Origin of the sequence: Mycobacterium paraense, assembly GCF_002101815.1 — a bacterium.
GTDB lineage: Bacteria > Actinomycetota > Actinomycetes > Mycobacteriales > Mycobacteriaceae > Mycobacterium > Mycobacterium paraense.
Map to the genome: position 1 here is coordinate 96541 of NZ_LQPM01000051.1, position 19196 is coordinate 115736.

General features: G+C 68.5%; 17 protein-coding genes. 9 read left to right on the plus strand and 8 right to left on the minus strand.

Translation table 11 applies throughout. The features are described 5' to 3' along the window. The first annotated feature begins 119 nt into the window (after positions 1-119). Positions 120-1127 (plus strand): YihY/virulence factor BrkB family protein, encoded by a 1008-nt coding sequence (locus tag AWB89_RS26685; protein WP_085177792.1) that lies wholly within the window; start codon positions 120-122, stop codon positions 1125-1127. On the opposite strand, the gene AWB89_RS26690 is transcribed toward AWB89_RS26685, so the two are convergent. Genes AWB89_RS26690 through AWB89_RS26710 form a run of 5 tightly spaced genes read right to left on the minus strand, consistent with a single transcriptional unit; the run spans position 1124 to position 7577 of the window. Further along, positions 1124-1339: a DUF3072 domain-containing protein gene (locus tag AWB89_RS26690; protein ID WP_085102038.1), complete on the minus strand. Its 216-nt coding sequence runs from the start codon at positions 1337-1339 to the stop codon at positions 1124-1126. The genes AWB89_RS26685 and AWB89_RS26690 overlap by 4 nt on opposite strands. A gap of 58 nt (positions 1340-1397) precedes the next feature. After that, positions 1398-2474, minus strand: coding sequence for a PDR/VanB family oxidoreductase (locus AWB89_RS26695; RefSeq protein ID WP_085177794.1), 1077 nt, complete (start codon positions 2472-2474; stop codon positions 1398-1400). Next, positions 2471-3388, minus strand: coding sequence for an alpha/beta fold hydrolase (locus tag AWB89_RS26700; protein ID WP_085177796.1), 918 nt, complete (start codon positions 3386-3388; stop codon positions 2471-2473). The genes AWB89_RS26695 and AWB89_RS26700 overlap by 4 nt, the downstream gene beginning before the upstream one ends. A 9-nt stretch (positions 3389-3397) precedes the next feature. After that, a complete protein-coding gene (locus AWB89_RS26705) occupies positions 3398-4318 on the minus strand; it encodes a metal-dependent hydrolase (protein WP_085177798.1) in 921 nt (306 codons plus the stop codon). A 19-nt stretch (positions 4319-4337) separates the two neighbouring features. Next, complete coding sequence (locus tag AWB89_RS26710; RefSeq protein WP_085177800.1) at positions 4338-7577, minus strand: thioester reductase domain-containing protein; 3240 nt, start codon at positions 7575-7577, stop codon at positions 4338-4340. A 601-nt stretch (positions 7578-8178) separates the two neighbouring features. Between AWB89_RS26710 and AWB89_RS26715 the strand changes: the two genes are divergently transcribed. After that, positions 8179-8472 carry a hypothetical protein gene (locus AWB89_RS26715; protein WP_085177802.1) on the plus strand — a complete coding sequence of 98 codons (294 nt, stop codon included), beginning with the start codon at positions 8179-8181 and terminating at the stop codon, positions 8470-8472. A 10-nt stretch (positions 8473-8482) separates the two neighbouring features. On the opposite strand, the gene AWB89_RS26720 is transcribed toward AWB89_RS26715, so the two are convergent. Further along, on the minus strand, positions 8483-9478 hold the full coding sequence (locus tag AWB89_RS26720) for a diacylglycerol/lipid kinase family protein (protein ID WP_085102050.1): 996 nt from the start codon (positions 9476-9478) through the stop codon (positions 8483-8485). A gap of 131 nt (positions 9479-9609) precedes the next feature. Between AWB89_RS26720 and AWB89_RS26725 the strand changes: the two genes are divergently transcribed. Continuing rightward, complete coding sequence (locus tag AWB89_RS26725; RefSeq protein ID WP_085177804.1) at positions 9610-10479, plus strand: oxidoreductase; 870 nt, start codon at positions 9610-9612, stop codon at positions 10477-10479. 132 nt (positions 10480-10611) lie between these two features. Further along, positions 10612-11529: a DMT family transporter gene (locus tag AWB89_RS26730; protein WP_085102054.1), complete on the plus strand. Its 918-nt coding sequence runs from the start codon at positions 10612-10614 to the stop codon at positions 11527-11529. Positions 11530-11546: 17 nt separating this feature from the next. Here AWB89_RS26730 and AWB89_RS26735 read toward each other — a convergent pair whose 3' ends face one another. Both AWB89_RS26735 and AWB89_RS26740 read right to left on the minus strand, forming a co-directional pair. After that, entirely contained in the window at positions 11547-12680 is a 1134-nt protein-coding gene (locus AWB89_RS26735) for a BTAD domain-containing putative transcriptional regulator (RefSeq protein WP_085177806.1), read from the minus strand. A 26-nt stretch (positions 12681-12706) separates the two neighbouring features. Next, a complete protein-coding gene (locus tag AWB89_RS26740; RefSeq protein ID WP_085177852.1) occupies positions 12707-14107 on the minus strand; it encodes a serine/threonine-protein kinase in 1401 nt (466 codons plus the stop codon). A 194-nt stretch (positions 14108-14301) separates the two neighbouring features. On the opposite strand from AWB89_RS26740, the gene AWB89_RS26745 reads away from it, so the two are divergent. Genes AWB89_RS26745 through AWB89_RS26765 form a run of 5 tightly spaced genes read left to right on the plus strand, consistent with a single transcriptional unit; the run spans position 14302 to position 19106 of the window. Next, positions 14302-15486 carry a TolB-like translocation protein gene (locus AWB89_RS26745; protein ID WP_142282662.1) on the plus strand — a complete coding sequence of 395 codons (1185 nt, stop codon included), beginning with the start codon at positions 14302-14304 and terminating at the stop codon, positions 15484-15486. Positions 15487-15524: 38 nt separating this feature from the next. Continuing rightward, the gene (locus AWB89_RS26750; protein ID WP_085177808.1) at positions 15525-16175 is read left to right on the plus strand and encodes a hypothetical protein; all 651 of its coding nucleotides are present in this window, start codon (positions 15525-15527) and stop codon (positions 16173-16175) included. Positions 16176-16226: 51 nt separating this feature from the next. After that, the gene (locus tag AWB89_RS26755; RefSeq protein ID WP_142282663.1) at positions 16227-17123 is read left to right on the plus strand and encodes an NHL repeat-containing protein; all 897 of its coding nucleotides are present in this window, start codon (positions 16227-16229) and stop codon (positions 17121-17123) included. Continuing rightward, positions 17123-17845 (plus strand): esterase, encoded by a 723-nt coding sequence (locus tag AWB89_RS26760; protein WP_085177812.1) that lies wholly within the window; start codon positions 17123-17125, stop codon positions 17843-17845. The genes AWB89_RS26755 and AWB89_RS26760 overlap by 1 nt, the downstream gene beginning before the upstream one ends. Positions 17846-17867: 22 nt before the next feature. Further along, positions 17868-19106 carry a hypothetical protein gene (locus AWB89_RS26765; protein WP_085177814.1) on the plus strand — a complete coding sequence of 413 codons (1239 nt, stop codon included), beginning with the start codon at positions 17868-17870 and terminating at the stop codon, positions 19104-19106. The last annotated feature ends 90 nt before the right edge of the window (positions 19107-19196 follow it).

Below are 19196 nucleotides of genomic sequence, written 5' to 3' on the forward strand. Positions count from 1 at the left end.
CATCCGTCGGCAATCGGTGCGACCCGCACCCCTCCCAGCGGTTGACCACTCGAAAATCGGGGTATGACCTGGTGAGCCCATCGGTTGGGTGTCGGCTTTGCGAGACGAAGTGAGCATGGATGGTCGGCTGGCTGGACAGGCTGCAGCGACGGAACCGCGCCGTCGGCGTGGTGATCGCGGTCATCTACAAGTACCTCGATGATCAAGGCGGATATTTGTCCGCCTTGATCACCTACTACGGGTTCGTGTCGTTGTTCCCGCTGCTGCTCCTGTTGACCACGGGCCTCGGGGTGATCCTGGCCGGACGGCCCGATCTCCAGGACCAGGTGCTGCACAGCACGTTGAGCCAATTTCCGGTCATCGGAAGCCAATTGCACCAGCCCGAAGGACTCAGCGGCGGCGCCGTCGCGGTGGTCGTCGGCATCGCGGGGGCCCTGTATGGCGGTCTGGGCGTCGGTCAGGCGGTGCAGAACGCGATGGACTCGGTGTGGGCCGTGCCACGCAACAAGCGCCCGAACCCGATATGGTCGCGCGTGCGCAGCGCGCTGTTGTTGTTGGTCCTCGGTTCGGCCGCCGTCGCCTCCACCGCCCTGTCCGCGGTCGGCCAGGCCACGAGTTCCCTGGGCATCTTTGGGAAGTTCGGCCTCACGCTTGCGGCCATCGCCATCAACGGCCTGATCTGCCTCGTGGCGTTTCGCGTGACCACCGCCCGGCAACTCACGTACCGCCAGGTCTGGCCGGGAGCCCTTGCGGCGGCGATCATTTGGCAGATCCTGCAGCGGTTCGGCGCCGGTTACGTCGCGCACACGGTCAAGACGGCCAGCGCCACCAATAGCGTCTTCGCCCTGGTGCTGGGTCTGCTGGCGTTCCTGTACCTCGTGTCGACGACGCTGGTGCTCTGCGCCGAGATCAACGTCGTTCTCGTGGAGCACCTTTACCCGCGCGCGTTGCTCACCCCGTTCGTCGACGACGCGGACCTGACCGAGGCCGATCGGAAGACCTACGCCAAGAGGGCAAAAGCCGAGCGCGTCAAGGGATTTCAGCGCGTCAGCGTCAGGTTCCGCGACCTCAACCGCAAGGCCTCCGATCCCGAGACGCCGACCGTCCGGAGTCGGCCCGCCAGCTAGTCGGCGCCCCGCCCCGTCTGTTGTTGCAATTCGTCGATCAGTTCGGAGGCTTGCGCTTTCGTCATGTCGTCGGGAACATCGCGACCGGCCTCCTGCGCCAGCGTGTGTAGGTAGCTGCGCTGGGGTCCGGTCATCGGCTCGTCACCGGTCACCCAGTCGGACGTGTCCTTCTCGGGATTCTCACGCGGCGCCTGCTCCGTGTTGTCAGTCATGCCCTGGAGATAGCCATCGCACGCGTGTTCGAAACGTCTGCAGCGGAAGTTCGCCGTATCAGGCGTCGATCACCACGCGACCGCTTTTCGCCCGCGAGACGCAGACCAGCATTTCGTCGTCGCCCTCCACGGTGCGCCCACGCCGATCGACGTCACCGGCCAGCACCTTGACCTTGCAGGTCCCGCAGAACCCTTGCTGGCAGGAGTACGCCGTCGCCGGGTCGCGGTCGAGCATGACCGCCAGCGCCGACCGGTTGGATGGCACGCTGAGCACCCGCTGCGAGCGCGCGAGTTCCAGCTCGAACGGGATGCCGTCGACGACCGGTGGCGGACTGAACCGCTCGTAATGCAGTGGCGCGTCGACGTGTTCGTCGCGGGCAGTGCGGACCGCCTCCAGCATGGCCGTCGGCGCGCACACGTAGACGGCCGTGTTCGGGCCCGCGCCGGCCAGCAGCTCATCGGTGGTGGGGAACCGGCCGCGCTCGTCGTCGGCCCACACGGTGACCCGCTCCGCGTCCACCCCCAGCACCTCGTCCAGCAGCGGCATGTAGTCGCGGGATCGGCCGGCATAGATTGCGCGCCAATTGATTCCGAGTTGTTGGGCCACCCGGATCATCGGCAGGATGGGCGTCACGCCGATGCCGCCGATGACGAACAACACGTCCTGCTCGTCTGTCACGAGGTAGAACGCGTTGCGGGGGCCTTCGAACACGAGGGTGTCCCCCACGTCGAAAGCGTCGTGCATTTCCATCGAACCGCCGCCGCCGTCGGCGATCCGGCGCACCGCGATGCGGTAGTCGGTGCGCCGCCCGGGCGGCCCACACAGCGAATACTGCCGGCGACGGCCCGAGGCCAACCGAACGTCGATGTGCGCCCCGGGTGTCCACGACGGCAGCAACCCGCCGTCGGGATCCGCCAGCGTCAAGGCCACCACGTCGGGCGTGAGCAGTTCGCGCTTGGTGACTACCGCGGTCGTGGTCCGCTGCACCGGCAGCACCCGCGACGGCGACCACCGCGACGCCGTCGCGAAGGCGCCGAACACCGTGCCGACGCCCCACAACGCCGTGTAAAAGCGGTCACGCTTGCGGCGGCCGTACAGGTCGGCGGGTCTGGAGTTCCAAATGGCATGTGTCACAGCGAATTCCTAGGACTGTCGAATGCGACGACGGAGTTCACCCAGTCGCTGGTGAGCTGGGCGATGACTTCGGGGTGCGAGGTCACCACCCAGTGTCCACCGTCGATGGGGACGATCCTGTTGTCGGGCGGTATCGAACCCGTGAACCGCTGCAGCGCGGGCGACACGAAGTAGTCCTGGCGGGCCACCAGCACCTGCACCGGGACGCGCGTCTCCGGTAGTTGCGCCGGCGGCGCCAGGATCGGTCCGGGCATGTTGGCACGGTACAGGTTCAGACCGTTGAGGTAATCATCGATCGACCTGGTCGTGGCGGCGCGCCGCGGCCCGGCGCCGCGTGGCCGACCGATGCGTTCAACGGCCGCAAACACTTTCATCGTGGCCCCGGAACGGATCGCGAGCTCCGGCGCACCGGGGCACAGGAAGAACCAGATGTACCCGGAGGCCAGGAACTGCTTGACCACGTCAGCCACGTCGCGCGGCGTGCGCGGTGACCGCAGAAACCTGCCCGCATAGTTCAGGTGCGGGCCCGAGATCGACGTGAACGAGGCGATCTTGCCCATCACCGACTCGTCGGTGACCGCCGCCCAGCCCTGGATGGAGCCCCAGTCGTGGCCCAACAGGTGCACCGCGCCGACGCCCAGGCTGTCGATCACGGCGCCGATATCGCCGACCAGATGGGCAAATTGATACCCCGATCGGGTTGCGGGCCTTGAGGATTCGCCGATCCCGCGCACGTCGTAGGCGACGAAGTTGTACCCGTCGCCAAGCTCCTCGGCGACGCCGTCCCACACGTGGTGGTTATCGGGGTAGCCGTGGATGGCCAGGATCGTGGGGCGCCGTGGATCGATGCCGGAGTAGGTGTGAACCGCCAGCACCACGCCGTCCGCGGCGGTCACGGTGGTCAGTTGAGTCATCCGGCGACCTCAGTGGGAGGCCCGCGCGGCGGGCGAGCGAGCCAGATAGTCGACCGCGCGCCCGACCCCGCCCAGCTTGGACGGATGGAAACTGGGCGTGTAGTACGCGCCGATGACCCCGAGGAATTCGAACGGCCCGGGCACCAACCCGCGGCGCGCCGCGCGGAAGTAGTCCCGCCAGCGCGGTTTGGTCCCCGGCGGCAGGTAAGGGTCGACCGAGTACATGAAGCGCACGCCCCGGACGAACAGCCACAGCAACGACGGCGTCACCAACAGCTGGGTGCGCACCTGGCGCCAGTAGCCGGCGCGCAGGTGCTTCATGGTGTCGAAGGCGACCGCCTTGTGTTCGACTTCTTCCGCGCCGTGCCAGCGCAGCAGGTCGAGCATCACCGGGTCGGTGCCCATGGCGTCGTGCTGCGGGGTGTCGAGCACCCATTCGCCCAGGATCGCGGTGTAGTGCTCCAGCGCAGCAACCATCGACACCCGTTCCAGCAACCAACTCGCCCGTCGGCGTGGACTCCAGCCGGGCCGGTCGCCGATGAGCTTGTTGAACAGCCACGCCATCTGGTCGGTGAACGGCGTCACGTCGATGCCCTTGGCCTCGAAGTGCGCCAGCACTCCCGCATGCGCTTGGGAATGCATGGCCTCCTGGCTGATGAAGCCCTGCACGTCCAGCCGCAGCTGATCGTCCTTGATCAGCGGCAAGGCGTTCTTGAACGCGTCGACGATGAATTCCTCGCCCGCGGGCAACAGCAGGTGCAGCACGTTGCAGAAGTGGGTGGTGAAGGGCTCGTTCGGCACGTAGTAGAACGGCAGCTTGCCCCAGTCGAAGTCGACGTCACGCGCCTGCAGGACGATCCGCTCGTGGTCAACTGGCGCACCGCGCCGATCGCAGTGCGGACCCGTCGCCGCGTCGTCGACCGTGAACATCGTCGCCCCCTTTGACCGGCTAGGCACTGCGTTGCGCCTCCGCCTCAGCCTCGGTGATCAACCGCTCGCGCCGCAAGAACCGGACCAGATTATCGACGGTGTCGGCCAGGGCCGGCTCCCGCAGGTGGACCTTCGCCTGCGTGCGCGCGTGCCGGTACTGGGTGTTGTCGTAGCGCTTGTCCCGCATCGCGGCGATCTTGTCCGCCGAACGGACCAGGAAATCGACCAGCGGGTAGAGCTGATCGCGCGGCGTGCACCGGCGGTTCAGCTGCTCCACGAACGACGGGATGTTGTGGTACTCGAAGCGATAGCCGTGGCGTTCCGACAAGACCCGGGCGATGTCCGTCAGGTTGTAGTAGTCGTCCGCGGTCATGTTGAAGACACTGCCCGCCTCGGGTGGCAGGCCCATCAGGACGACGACGTGGTCGGCGATCAGGTCCGCCGGCAGCAGGCTGATCTGGTTGAGCGCGTCGACGGCCAGCCCGTGCTCGATCATGAACGCCGTCAGCCGGACCAGGATGTCGTCCTGGCTGCCGAAGCCCGCCCGGGTGGGCGAGATCAGCGAAGGCCGATAGATGCGCACGTCGAGACCCTGCCGTTGCGCCGCCAGCACCAACTGCTCGGCGACCCACTTGGTCTGTGAGTAGCCGAAGTCCAGCCCGCTCATCTTCGCGTTGGCGTCCCACTCGCCGACCACCGGCTCGGTGCTCCAGCCGTAGATGAAGGTGCTGGAGACCAGGTGGAAGGTCTTGCGGTGGTCGGTCATGGCCAGGCGCAACAGCTCCAGCGTGCCCAGCACGTTGGCGGGCCGCAGGGCGTCGTACGTCCGGACGTAGTTGACCAGGGCGCCGTTGTGGACGATGGCGTCGATGCTGTCGGCCAGCCGGCCGAACTCCGCCTCGCCGATGCCCAGGTGGGGCTCGGCAAGGTCACCGCACACGACGCGCACCCGCGCACGGACCTCGGCCTCCAGGCCCGGGGACCAGAGCTGGGCGCGGCGCAGCGAGGCCACGATCCGGTCCAGGCCGTGCGCCGGGTCCGTGGCGCGGATCAGGGCGTGGATGGTGTGCGACGTCTGCCCGAGCAGGCTGTGCACCAGGAACGGCCCCAGGAAGCCGGTCGCCCCGGTCAGCAGGATGTCGCGCACCGGGCCGGGTCGAGCCGGCGGCAGGGCCGGCAGGGGCAGCCGCGCGTCGGCGCGCATCTGCTCGATCTCCTGCGCCTCGTACTCGGCCGAAATCTGATCCAGCGCCCGCCGCAGTGCGTCCAACGGCTGTCCGGACCGATCGCCGAACTGCCGCATGAGCCGGAAGAATTCGGCGACGGTCAGGCGCTGCAGCAGCCGCGTGTTGACCTCTTCGGCCAGCTCCCCCGCGCCGTGCTCTTCGAGCAGGGCCTGCAGGTCCGTGCGGAGCTCGGCCAGGGCAAGCGAGTCGATCCCGAGGTCGGCGAAGGAGCAGTCCTCGTAACCGGTGAGGTCGTAGCTCTCGATGAGGTGTTGGAAACGGCCGAGGGGGCCCGTGCTGGCGTCCGGTCCGGTGTGGGTTTTCTGGACCCAGGTCGCCAGCACGGGCAGCTTGCCGTCCAGCCACAGCTGGCGGGTCTCCGAGCGCCGGATCTTGCCCGAGGTGGTCTTGGGGATGCTGCGCGGCGGCACGAACAGGATGGTGTGCGGATCGATGTGCCCGTGCCGGCGGATCGCGCGCGCCAGAACCTTGCCGTCGGGGAGGTCGCGGTTGTCGCGCACCTCGGCGACGACGACCAACGCCTCCTCGTCGTCCCGCTCGACCGAGAAGGCGGCGACGCAGCCGTGCCGGACCTGCGGGGCCGACCGCTCGACGACGGCCTCGATGTCCGACGGGTAGCAGTTGACGCCGCGGACGATGATCAGGTCCTTGGTCCGGCCGCAGACGAACAGTTCGCCCTCGTAGAGGAACCCGAGGTCGCCCGTCCGCAGGTAGGTGTGCTCGTCGTCGCCGTGGATGCGGGCTTCGAACATCTCCGCGGTGACGTCCGGGCGGTGCCAGTAGCCGCCGCCCTTGGACGGCCCGGCCAGCCAGACCTCGCCGACCCGGCCTTCGCCCAGCGCCTCGCGGGATTCGGGGTCGACGATGCGGACGATGGTGCCGGCGGCGGGCTTGCCGCTGCTCACCAGCGGGGTCTGGTTGTTGTTCTCGGGCACGGCCTTTTCCACCCGCACGACGTTCTGCTGCAGGGCCCGCTTGTTCACGGCCAGGGTCTGGCGCCCCTTGATCGACACGATCAGCGTGTTCTCGGCCAGGCCGTAAGCGCCCGTCAGCGCGTCGGGCCGCAGGCCGCAGGGGGCGAAGCGCTCCCGGAAGCGGGCAAAGGTCTTGGCCCGCAAGGGCTCCGCGCCGATGAGCATGGACTCGAGGCTGCTCAGGTCGATGCCGTCGAGCTCCGATGCGGGCAGCTTGTCCTCGCGCAGGCAGTACTCGAGCGCGAAGTTCGGCGCGGGCGTGCGGGTGGCACGAGTCTCGCTGATGAGCCGCAGCCAGGACGACGGCCGCTTGAGGAAGTCCTCGGGCGACATGCCGTGGGTGGTCCCGCCGAGCACCATGATGAACAGGTAGGCGGAGATCAGGCCCATGTCGTGGTGCTGGGGCAGCCAGCTGACCGCCACCTCGCTGTCCGTGAAGGCCGATGCGTTGGCGATGACGTTGGCGTGCGTCACGACCACGCCCTTGGGATCGCTGGTGGAGCCGGACGTGTACTGCAGGAAGAGCACCCGCCCTGGCGTATCGGCCACGGAGCGGCCGCCGAAGCCGCGCGTGGCGTCGGTCGGCACCCATGGCAGCTCGGGGAGCCGCTCAACGTCGGGCCAGGGCAGCCCGCCCTGCCGGTTGTCCAGCAGCTGGCGGAAGGTGTGCTCGAGTTCCTTGGTCGACAGCACGGCCTTCGCCTGGGAGTCCCGCGCGATGAAGCTGAGCTTCGCCAGCCCTGCCTCGAACGACATCGGCAGCGGGGGGCTGACCGGTACGGCGATCACACCGATGCGGGCGCAGGCGTAGAACGCGGCCACCATCTCGAGGCCCGGCGGGTACACCAGCAACGCCCGATCACCCGGCTTCAACCCGGCCTCTGTGGACAGGTAGGCCGCCAGTTCGCGGGTCCGCTCGTCGAAACTGTCGTAGGTGTAGCGCTCGAGCTCTCGGCCCTCGGCGTCGACAAACCGGAAGAGGGTTTGGTGGGGTCGGCACGCTTGCCACATCCGCAAGTAGTCGATCAGCGTCTGCATCGAGGGTCCCTTCCAGGTCGGTGGTCGGTGGAGCCGAAATCAGAACAACAAGTGCCTACATCGCAATTCGTAATTCCACGGTAAGCGTCAAACAAACGCGGGAAAAGATCATTTTAGGGCTGCACATCGATTTCACAGGCTCAGCCCGGCCCGCACGTGACGCAGCTCATACCGGCGCCATTTCCGCGACGTCAGAAAAGCGTCCATGCAAATACTGCGATCAGTATCTCAGCACCCCGGGGACGAGCGTTTAACCAGCTTATGCGCTTGTGGCGTAGATACTGAGATACGGACTTGCGGTGATAAGTATTCAATGATCGGTTTTCCTGGGCGCAAATTCCAGGACCGCCTCAAGGAATGTCATTCGCTGCAATAGATCCGTTGCGCAAACGGTTTACGGGGGCCGCGCCGGCGTCGCTCCGAAGCCGGGCGTCATGACAACAATTGTTGCCGCCGAGACCACGACGAACCGCCCCGCCGCCCAGGCACTGCCGCCGGCCGCCGGGCCCCGCGGCGGGGCGGGCAGAGCTCATAATCTACGCATATACTGAGATGACTTACTGATCCCCGGACCTACTGTCACCCAGGGAGGCCGCCCAGGATGAGCCCTTCGGATCCCCCCTACCGCCCCGGCGCGGCGCTGCCTCCCGCGGTCGCAACGGCGCCGACCGAACCCTTCGCCCTCGGACGAACGCGCAACCCCAAAACCCGTCGCACGGTCGACCTCGCGCCCGCCCAGCATCGAGCCCTCGACATCTGGCAGCGAGAGGCCGCCGATCGCCTCGGCGTCGCCCGGGTCACCGGCCAAGAAGTTCTCGCCACGCTGGTCGACCAGCTGCTGAACGACCCCAGGCTCTCGGCCCAAATCACGCGCACCATCCAGGCGCGGCGCTGATCGGTGTGAATTACCGCCCGGATACCTGAGCCACGCGGATGCGCGGGCCGGCGCGAGCCACCAGGCGGGTGATGCCGAGGAAACGCTCGCCGTCGATGATCGGCGACAGCGGCTCCCCGTCGGCCTCGATGATCATCTCGCGGCCGTTGACGTCCCGGACCCGCTCGCCACGCATCGTCCCGTTGGTGAGCGCCGCGGGAAGCTGCGCGACGATCTTCGACGGCCTTACCTCCCCGGCTTGGAAGTGCAGCGCACCGGGTTCGGCGGCCTTCGGGAAGAGCCGGAACGGCCCCCCGATGCGCAGGTCGATGGCGCCGGCGTGCAGCAGCCGGTGGGTGCGCGTCGGCACCTCCTCGCCGTCGATCACGACGCGGGCGCGCGTCGGGGTGAACAGGACGGACGCGTAATTCGGCGTCTTCACCCGGCTGGGAGCGACCTTGGAGGTCAGGTAGTCGCCGAACGAACGGGCGATCACCCGGGCGACGGCCAAACGGTCGTGGTCGGGCGAGTCGTAATACCTTTCGTAGAACCGGTTTCCGACGCCGCCGGCGGCCAGCCCGAAGCACAGCCGGTGAAACGCCGCGCCGTCCTCGGTTTCGCCGTCGAGTTCCAAGGTGTCCAGGCGCATTTCGGGCGGGGGCCGGTCGGCCTCCGCGGCGGTCGCCAAGGCGCGGATGATCCCGTCGGCGCGGCCCCGGACCCGCGCCTTGCGCGCGACGGCGTTGACGCTGCCGCCGTTGCTGGGCACGAAGGTCGGCCAGCGGTCGGGATCGGCGATGCACTGCTCGATTTCGTTGACCAGCCAGTGCAGCGCGCCGTCGCCACCATCGCCGACGAGGTGGGTGGTCCGTGGATTGAGCTCCTTGATGGTCCTGCGGAGATCCTCGACGGACGCGGTCTCGTGCACCTCGCCCCAGGGGCCGACGATCCGGCGCAATTCGGCGGCGCGATCCGGCGCGGCGCGGTTCTTGCGCGCGAGCGGATTGACGATGACGCCGAGGTACATCCCCCGAACGATACCCGCGACGGCTGGGTGGCCGAGATCCCGACGCCCGGCCGTCGGATCGTATTGGGCTGTTGTACAGCGGTTTTGCACCCCTCAGGAGCGGCCGCGGTGGCAAAGCTAGGGTGGCTGCCATGCCAGGTTGGACCGCAGCAGACCTGCCCTCGTTCGCCGGACGCACCGCGATCGTCACGGGCGCCAACGCCGGGCTGGGCGAGGTGACCGCCCGAGAGTTGGCCCGCGTCGGGGCCCACGTCGTCCTCGCGGTGCGCGACACCGCGAAGGGCGACAAGGCGGCCGCGCGCATGACCGGCGACGTCGAGGTGCGCCGGCTCGACCTGCAGGACCTGGCCTCGGTGCGCCGCTTCGCCGACGACGTCGAGAAGGTCGACGTCCTCGTCAACAACGCCGGCATCATGGCCACCAACCACGCGGTCACCGCCGACGGCTTCGAGGGTCAAATCGGCACCAACCACCTCGGACACTTCGCGCTGACCAACCTGTTGTTGCCCAAGCTGACCGACCGCGTCGTCACGGTGTCCTCGCTGCTGCACCACATCGGATTCATCAGCCTCAAAGACCTGAACTGGCAGTCCCGCCGGTATTCGGCCTGGCTGGCCTACGGCCAGTCGAAGCTGGCCAACCTCCTGTTCACCAGCGAGTTGCAACGGCGCTTGCATGCCGCCGGTTCTTCGCTGCGCGCGCTGGCCGCCCACCCCGGCTGGTCGCACACGAACCTGCAAGGCAACTCGGGCCGCAAACTGGGCGACGCGGCGGTGCTGGCCGTCGACCGGCTGGTGTCCACCGACGCGGACTTCGGCGCCCGCCAGACGTTGTACGCCGCATCGCAGGACCTGCCCGGCGACACGTTCGTCGGTCCCCGATTCGGCCTCTATGGCCGCACCCAGCCGACCTGGCGAAATTGGCCGGCCAAGCGCGCGGCCACCGCCGCCGCGCTCTGGGAACTGTCCGAGCGGCTGACCGGGACGAAATTCCCCCTCTGACCCGCGGCTGATCGCCTCGACGGGCCGGGTCCGCGCGGCGCGGTTAGATTGGATGAATAGCCAGTCGCTGAGCAACCCAGCTAACAGCACAACGCAACGCCGCAAACAGGCGCGCGAGCGAGGAGGTCACCCATGTCGAGGACGGATATGGCGGCACTTCTCGCCCTGCTGGCCGCGCTGGCATCCGCGATCGGAAACGTCATCCGGCAGCGGTCCGCGCAGGAGGTCACCGACAAGCAGGTCGGCCACCTGACGCTGTTCGGCATGTTATTGCGCGACACCCGTTGGTGGCTGGGCGGTTTGGGGGACATCTCCAGCTACTGCCTGCTCGCCGTGGCCCTCGACAAGGGTTCGGTGCTGTTGGTGATGTCGCTGCAGGTGACCGCGTTGCTGTTCGCCTTGCCGATTTATGCGCGAGTGACGCGTCATCGGGTGACCCGCACCGAGTGGCTGTGGGCGGTGTTGCTGGCCGTGGCATTGGCAATCGTCATCGCGGTCGGGCAGCCGGCGGGTGGTCATGAGCAGGGCTCGCTACAGGCTTGGCTGATCGTGGCCGTCGTGATGGGCCCGCCGTTGCTGCTGGGTGTGCTGGGCGCCCGGATCTGGGCGGACCGTCCGGCTGCGGCGCTGTTGCTGGCGGCCGTGGCGGGTTCGTTGTTGGCGGTGTTCTCGGTGCTGATGAAGGGCGTCGTCGACGTCATCGAACACACGCCGGGCCAGCTGTGGCACACGCCCGAGCTGTATGCGTGGGTGGCCACCGGCGTGGCCGGAATGATCTTCCACCAGTCGGCCTATCGCGCCGGCGCGCTGACCGCCTCACTGCCGACGATCATCGTCGCGAAGCCCGTCGTGGCCGGGGTGCTTGGAATCGTGGTGCTCGGCGAGACCTTGAACGCGGACGGCAAGCAGTGGTTCCTGCTGGCGGTGGCGGCCGCGGTGGTGATCGCCGCGACCGTGGGGCTGGCCCGCGGCGAGGCGGCCACCATGGCCGCCGGCGCGGGGCGCGACCTGAAGATCGCCGACAAGCCCAAGGCGGCGTCGCAAGCCTGATCGGCTGGGCCGCGCGGTCAGCCTTCGCGGATCTCGAAGGTGAACTCGTGGCCGCAGATGCAGATGCGGTCGCCATCGGCCAGCGTCGCGCTGACCCGAATCCGCTGTCCAGCCACCTCGACCCCGTTCGCCGACTGTAGATCGGTGATGACAAAGCTGTTGCCGGTATCGACGATCACCGCGTGGTAGCGGCTGACGGTGTCGTCGTCGATGACGATGTCGTTGTCGACGAGGCGGCCGACCCGGGTGGCCTGTGCGAGCAGCGGATGGCGGCCGCCGGCGGCATCGCGCAGGTGTGCGACGGCGGACTCGCGCGAGCCCCCGGACGGCCGGCGCAGAGTCGCGGCAGCGCGCTTTGCCGTTGCGCGGGCGGCGTTTTGGGCGTCCAGCGGCTCCTGGCGAAGGATGCGCTGATGAAGGCCCCGCAGTGTGGGCCCGGGATCGATGCCCAGATCGTCGGCGAGCGTGGCCTTCAGCCGGCCGTAGGCGTCCAGCGCGTCGTATTGGCGCTCCGCCAGGTAGTAGGCGGTTATCAGCTGTGCCCACAACGGTTCTCGGTAGGGATGCTCGGCCACGAGGGCTTCGAGCTCGCTAATCACGGAATGTGTTCGGCCGCAGGCTATCTCGGCCTCGGCCCGCGCCGTCAGTGTGACCAGCTTGTCCTCGGTCAGCGCGGCGGCGAAGGCGTCGACGAACCCGAAGTCGCGCAGATCCTCGAGCACCGGGCCGCGCCACTCGGCCAGCGCCGCCGACAGGTGGCCGCTGGCCTCTTCGAACCGCCCGGCGGTGGCGGCCTGAATCCCGGCTCGTCGTTCGATGGCGAAGCGGCCGAAATCGCAAGCCTCGTCGGGCACGTTGAGCCGATAGCCCGGCTGCGCGCTGACCAGGACGGCGCCCGCATCCGCACCGGCGCCGCCCACCAGGCGGCGAAGCCGGGATACGTGCGCGTGCAGGCTCGCCCGGGCCTCGGGCGGTGGGCCCTGCTGCCATGCGGCGTCGATCAGTGAGTCGATCGGGACGGTGCGATTCCGGTTGATCAGCAGGGTGGCCAGCACGGCCCGCTGCTTTGCCGGCCCCAGCGGCAGGTCCGCACCGTCGGCGCGCAGCTGCAACGGTCCCAACACCCCAAACCGGATAGCGCTGTGGGCCATCGGGCAACAATCCCTTCAGCTCGGACTCACCAAACGTATACGCGCGCGTTGGCGCCGCCGACGCAGGTGATCCAGCTGTCTCCGGGATGCTGCTGGCAGTGGACCAAGAAGTTCGAGCCGTTGCACAACGCGCCGGGGACCGTCTTGCAGTCCACGGCACCCGGCGCCGAGACCGCGCGCGGCAGCGGGCTGGCGTTGCCGTATTCGGCCCAGTACGACGTCAGCACGCTGTCGGCGAAAAGGCATGAGGTTTCCGGGGTTCCGCGCCCGGCGTGCGCGCCGAAGCCCGTCGCCGTCGGCAGCGAGAAGCCCTGATCGCAGGATTGATGCAGGCTGCTCAGGTCGGGTCCGGTGATCAGCGGGGGCAGCACGGCACGCGCGGGCGGGGGCTGATCGTGCCCGGCCGGCTGGTTTACCCGGAGGGCGACGACGACAGCGGCGCCCGCCAGCACCAGCGCCACCGCGATCACCGACGCCAGCAACCACCTCCGCGGCCGCTGGCCCGGACCGCGGTCGCCGCCCGGATCCGCGGCGAGCGTGCCCACCGACAGCGGGCGGGTGCCGTCCGGGTCGACCGCCGACCGCATGGCGTCGGTCGGATCGTCCGCGCCGCCGAGTGCCCGCTCGGCGGCGCGGGCCAGGCCACCCGCCGTTGCGTACCGATCCTCGGGGTCCTTGGCCATGCCGCGGGCCACCACGTTGTCGAGCGCGGCGGGGATCCGGGCGTTCGCCGCGCTCGGTCGCGGGGGCGGCAGCGCGAGGTGCGCCGCCACCAGATGTTCGAGACTGTCGCCGGCGAACGGGGCGTCCCCGGTCAGCGACTCGTACAGCACGCACGCCAACGAGTAGACGTCGACCGCGGGCGTCGCCGCCTTGGCGTTGAAGCGTTCGGGCGCCATGTAATTCAACGTGCCGATCTGAGTGCCCACGGTCGTCAGGCGGGGGTCGGCCTTGGCCTGTGCGATTCCGAAGTCGACGAGATACACGAAATCGGCGGGGGTCACGAGGATGTTCTGCGGCTTGACGTCGCGATGGATCAACCCTTCGGCGTGTGCCGCGTCCAGGGCGGCGGCGACCTGGCTGACGATGTTCACCGCCCGTGCGGGCGCCAGCGGTCCCTCCGCGATGAGCTCGAGCAGCGTCCGTCCCTGCACCAGGCGCATGTCGATGTAGAGACTGCCGTCGATCTCGCCCCAGTCGTGAATGGGGATGACGTGCGGTTCCTGCAGCATCGCCGCCGCCTGCGACTCGCGCTGGAACCGGGTCCGGAATGTGGTGTTGCTGGAGAACTCCTCGGCCAGTACCTTGAGCGCGATGGTCCGCCCCTTGCCGGTGTCGTAGGCCTCGTACACGACCCCGCCGCCGCCCTTGCCGAGCTGGCGCGTGATGTCGTACTTGCCGAACGTCGTGCCGACGCGCGAGTCCACCGCCACCGCCTCGATTTTTCGGTTACCGACGCAGTATCTCCCCTGGTGGCCGGCAACGCACCTGTTTGCCGCAAAGCCGCCGCGGCGGGCTCGGCCACCCGCGCAAGATTCGCGCAAGAAACGCGCAAGGCACCCGCCGGAGGCTTTGCGTGACCGGGCGGCAGGACCCGGGACACGTTTCTCAGGAGCCCGATATGACCACCACGTCCCGCGCGATGTTCGCGCTGCTGGCAATGACGACGATCGCCCTTGCGCCCACGGCATCCGCCGAGCCCGACGGTCCGCAGCCGATGGCGGCCCACGGCGTCGAGGCCCCGCTGTCGGCCGTTCCCTGGTCGCAGGTCGGCCCCGGCTGGATGCTCGGCATGTGGAGCCCGGCCCCCGGGTTGCACACCGGCGAGTCGCCGCCCCCCGGCTCCCCCAGCTGGCAGACGGCCACCAGGACGCTGTACCTGGTCGACCCGGCGGGCGGCCGCTACCCGATCACGACGTTCCCCCCGCCCGGCGACGGCGCCCCCACCGGCCTGGTCGACTGGTCCGGCGACGGGACCCGCGCCCTGTTCACCACGGAAGGCAAGGGCCAGACGGTCCTCACGGAGGTCGACCTGCGCAGTGGGACGAAGACATCGTTCACCGTCGACCGCACCGACGTCACCGCGCATTACACGCGCCCCGACGGCAAGGCGGTGCTGCTGTACAAGTGGAAGGGCTCGAAACCCGCATCGCTCGAACGATTCGACCTTGCCGGCAACCGCCAGCTGACGTACCCAGTCGGGGAGGACCTCGACGGATACCTGTCCGCACCCGATGGCACGCGGCTGGTCGTGGGCACGGCCACCGGCCTGGCCTTGATGGGCAACGACGGGTCCGCCGGAAGGGCGGTGCCGGTCGCCGCCGGGCAAAAGGACTGCACACCGCTGCGCTGGTGGGACACGGGCTCGTCGACCGCCCTCACCCGCTGCGAGAGTTCCGCCGGGTCCCAGCTGTGGCTGGTGCCGATCGACGGCGGCACACCGACCGCCCTCACCGCGCCGAACAATGGGCAGCACAGCCCCGATTACGGCGACCTCAACGCGTGGCAGCTGCCCAGCGGGACCTTCCTGCAGGCCGCCGGCGCGTGCGGCGTCGTCTTCCTCGCCAAGCTCAACGGCGACGGCACCACCTCACGCGTCTCGGTGCCCGGCGTGACGAGCGACAGCGTCGTCGTGGTCGGCGCGCACGGGGGCGACCTCCAGCTCAAGACGAGGGCCGGCTGCGGGAGCGGCCAGTCCCTCATCGACTACAACCCCGCGGCGGGCACGTCCACGGTGCTGCTCGGGCCGTCGGTCAACGGCGGCGGCGTCGTGAGTGCGGTCCCGTATCCGGGCCAAAGGACGTGACCAATATGACGAAAACGACACGTGCCCAGTGCGTTACCGTGTCGGCTGTCCTCGCCACCGCGATCGCTTCGTTCGGCGTCGTCATCGCGCCGCCCGCAATCGCCGACGCGGCGTGCGGCCCGGGCGGCCCACCGCCCGGCGCGGCGGGTAAGGACGTCAGCGTTGCTTACGGCCAGCCGGCCACGTTGTGGATCACCGACACGGCCGTCGGCATCGCTACCGCGCAGGGCTACGGCGAGGCAAAGATATTGAGCGCCAGCCCGCTTCAGCGCTCGGCGCTGCTGATCGACGCCCAGCAGGACGGTAAACATCAGATCATCGTCGACGCCGGCCGGGAGGCGATCCTCTACGCGGTGTCCGGCTGCACCATCACCCCGGTTGTGGATCGGCAGGGCGCGTCCTTCCGGTTCGACCTCGGGCACCGCAGGGGCAACGACGACGGCGTCGGCTGCAGCGACCTCGGCGACGGACGCCGCCTGATCGGGCTGCTACAGCTGCGGGACGAACAAGACAACCCCGTAATGGCCTTACGCCGCACGGAGATCGAACTCAACGATGCCACGGCGACGATCGGCCGCTCCGACACCGTCCCGGTGAGGTCGGATCACGACCCGGCGTGGACCACGGCGAGCGACATCAGCTGCGGCGAGCTGACCATGCGAAAAGACGGCGTCCAAGCGCCGTTTTGACGCAAGGCACACGCAAGGATCGCACAAGGACTCCCCCGCAGGCTTATACCCATGAGAAAAGCTATCGCCCTGGCCGTAACGGTCGGGATCGCCACGGCGACATTGTCGACGGCGGGCTGCTCCACGATCACCACCGGGGCCCCGGCGGCCGCGACGTCACCGAGCGCCAGCCAGCCGCACCGGTTGGCCTATGCGCCGCAAGTCGAGCTGAAGTTCGGCAAGTTGATCAACCACCCCGCCGGCGTGGCGGTGGACGCAGCGGACAACGTGTACGTACTCGACTTGTACTACGGCCAGGTGTGGAGGGCCCCGGCGGGCACGAATGACCCTGAGCCGCTGCCGTTTATCGGCCTCGGCCAAGCCCTGCACGCCGCGGTGGACACTGCGGGCAACCTCTACGTGACCGACGGCAGGGGCAAGCGAGTTCTGAAGCTGATAGCGGGGACGCCGACGCCCACCGTGCTGCCCTTCACCGACCTCGACGCGATCGCGGGGGTCGCGGTCGACGGATCCGGCAACGTCTACGTCAGCGACTCGGGCAGCAACCGGGTGTCAAAGCTGGAGCCAGGAGCCACGACCCCGACGGTGCTGCCGTTCAACGGCATTCACCCCGATGGCGTGGCGGTGGACAGCAACGGGAACGTCTACGTCGTCGACTCCGACGGCAAGCGGGTGTTGAAGCTGGCGCCCGGCGCCACTAACCCAACGGTATTGCCGTTCACCGACCTCAAGCTGCCCACCCAGCTGGCGGTGGACCCTCGTGGCAACGTCTACGTCGTCGACCTCGGCACCAACCGGGTGCTGAAGTGGGACGCCGGCGCGAGCGGCCCAACCGTGCTGCCGTTCACCGACCTCAAAGACCCCTCCTACGTGGCGGTCGACAGCCGGGGCAACGTGTACCTCAACGACGGACTTCACTTCCGCATCCTCGAGCTGGCGGTGCGGTGATGAGGCGCGCATTGGTCGGGATCGCGGTCGCGGCGGTGATCGCCGGCGCGGCGGGCTGCGGCGGCCACCAGGCGAAGCCGGCGACGCCTGCGGCCACATCGGCTGCGGCGCAGGGGCAGTCGGCATGCACCGATCTCGCCGGGAGCATTGGTGGCGACCACCTCTGCCACGTTCGTAGCGCGACCCTCGCCTACACGATCGACATGAGCTTTCCCGTCGACTACCCGGAGATGCCGGCGGTGGCCGCGTTCCTGAAGCAAAACCGCGCCGCCTTCATCGACTGGGTCACCGAGGTGGGACCGCGCCAGCACCGCGGCCGGCCGTACCAATACGCGGTTACCGCCAAGACATATCGTTCGGGAGCGCCGGCTTCCGGCACCCAAAGCCTGGTGCTCATGATCGACAATGACACCGGCGCCGCCCACGAGGGCCACCCGAACACCACCTTCCGGGCGTTCAACTTCGACCTCGCCAGGCGCGTCCCGATCACCTTCGACACATTGTTCAAGCCGGGGACGAAACCGCGCGAGGTACTCGACCCGATCGTCCGAGCCGAATTAGACGCCCCCGCTGCCGAACTCGACGAAGAGAAGTACCAAAACTTCGGCATCACCGACGACACGGTGATCTTCTTCTTTGGCCAAGACCAAGTGATACAGGACAACGCCGGACCCCACAAAGTCGCAGTCCCCCGCATCGAACTCGCATCGATGCTGGCCTGATCTAGGAAGGAAACGAACCAACATGAACCGCAATCACATTGCCAGGGTGTGGCACGCCCGGCTCGGCGTCGTCGCACTGGCAGCGGTGCTGGCCACCGGGTGCTCGCCGTCGACCGGTTCGATCACGGCGCACAGCCCGACCGTCGAGGCGCAGCCGGCGGCTCATGGCGTCGAAGCGGCAATCGACACCATTCCATGGCCGCAGGTCGGCCCGGGTTGGATGCTCGCCCTGTGGAGCCCCGCCATCAGCCACCGACCCGGCGAGAAACGGGACCCCAACGAGCCCCACGCGGAGAACGTGGCCACCACCCTGTACCTCGTCGACCCGGCCGGCGGGCGCTACCCGATCACCACGTTCCCGCCCGGGTCTGGGGCCCGGCTGCTCGACTGGTCCGGGGACGGGAGCCACGCCCTGTTCTACGCGGCACAGCCCGGGTCGGTGCATGACGCGACGGCTCTGTCCGTGGACCTTCGCAACGGCAGCCAGACCACATTCCCCGTCGTCAATGGCGGGCCGGTCCGCTACGCGCGCCCCGACGGCACGGCGGTGCTGATCGGCAAGGGGCGGTACCCGGATCGGCCGTCGCTGCATCGAGTCGACCTCTCCGGCAAGGAGGAACTGACATATCCGCTGGGGCAGGACTACCGGGGTGGGGCTCTGCCGACACCCGACGGCACGCAGCTGGTCCTCGGCTCGACGAAAGGCCTTGCCCTAATGGGCAACGACGGGACGCCCGGGAAAGCGTTGCCAGTACCCGGGAGCCTCACCGCATGCTCACCGGTTCGGTGGTGGACCCCAGCGACCGTGGTGCTCGCCCACTGCACCGATACCGCCCGTTACTCGCAGACCGGCCAACTGTGGCAAGTGCCCGTCGACGGCACCGCCCCGACCGCGCTCACCGCGGTCAACTCCGGAACCGGACGTGATCCCGGATTCGACGGCGATCTCGGCGACACCGACGCATGGCCGTTGCCGAGCGGCACCTTCCTGCAGTCGATTGGCGGGTGCGGCACCATGTTCCTGTCGCGGCTGACACCCGACGGGCACACCACGCGGGTGAAGGTGCCTGGCGTGTCCGACAGCGTGATGGTCGACGGTGTGAGCGGCGACAAGCTGGTCCTCGTCGGCAAGGCGGGCTGCGGCCCCGGCACTTCGCTGCTGGCGTACGACCCGGCGGCCAACACGTTCTCCACCCTGCTCGGGCCGGCCGTCAATGGCGGCAGCGTGACGGAGGCGATCGTGTTCCCGGCCCGGAGGTAGACAGGCCAACTTCAGACAAAACTGCCCCTGGAATTCATGCCTTGGACACATAGGTGTTTCGCAAAAGGCATTTCACAAGCGGTTTTGCTC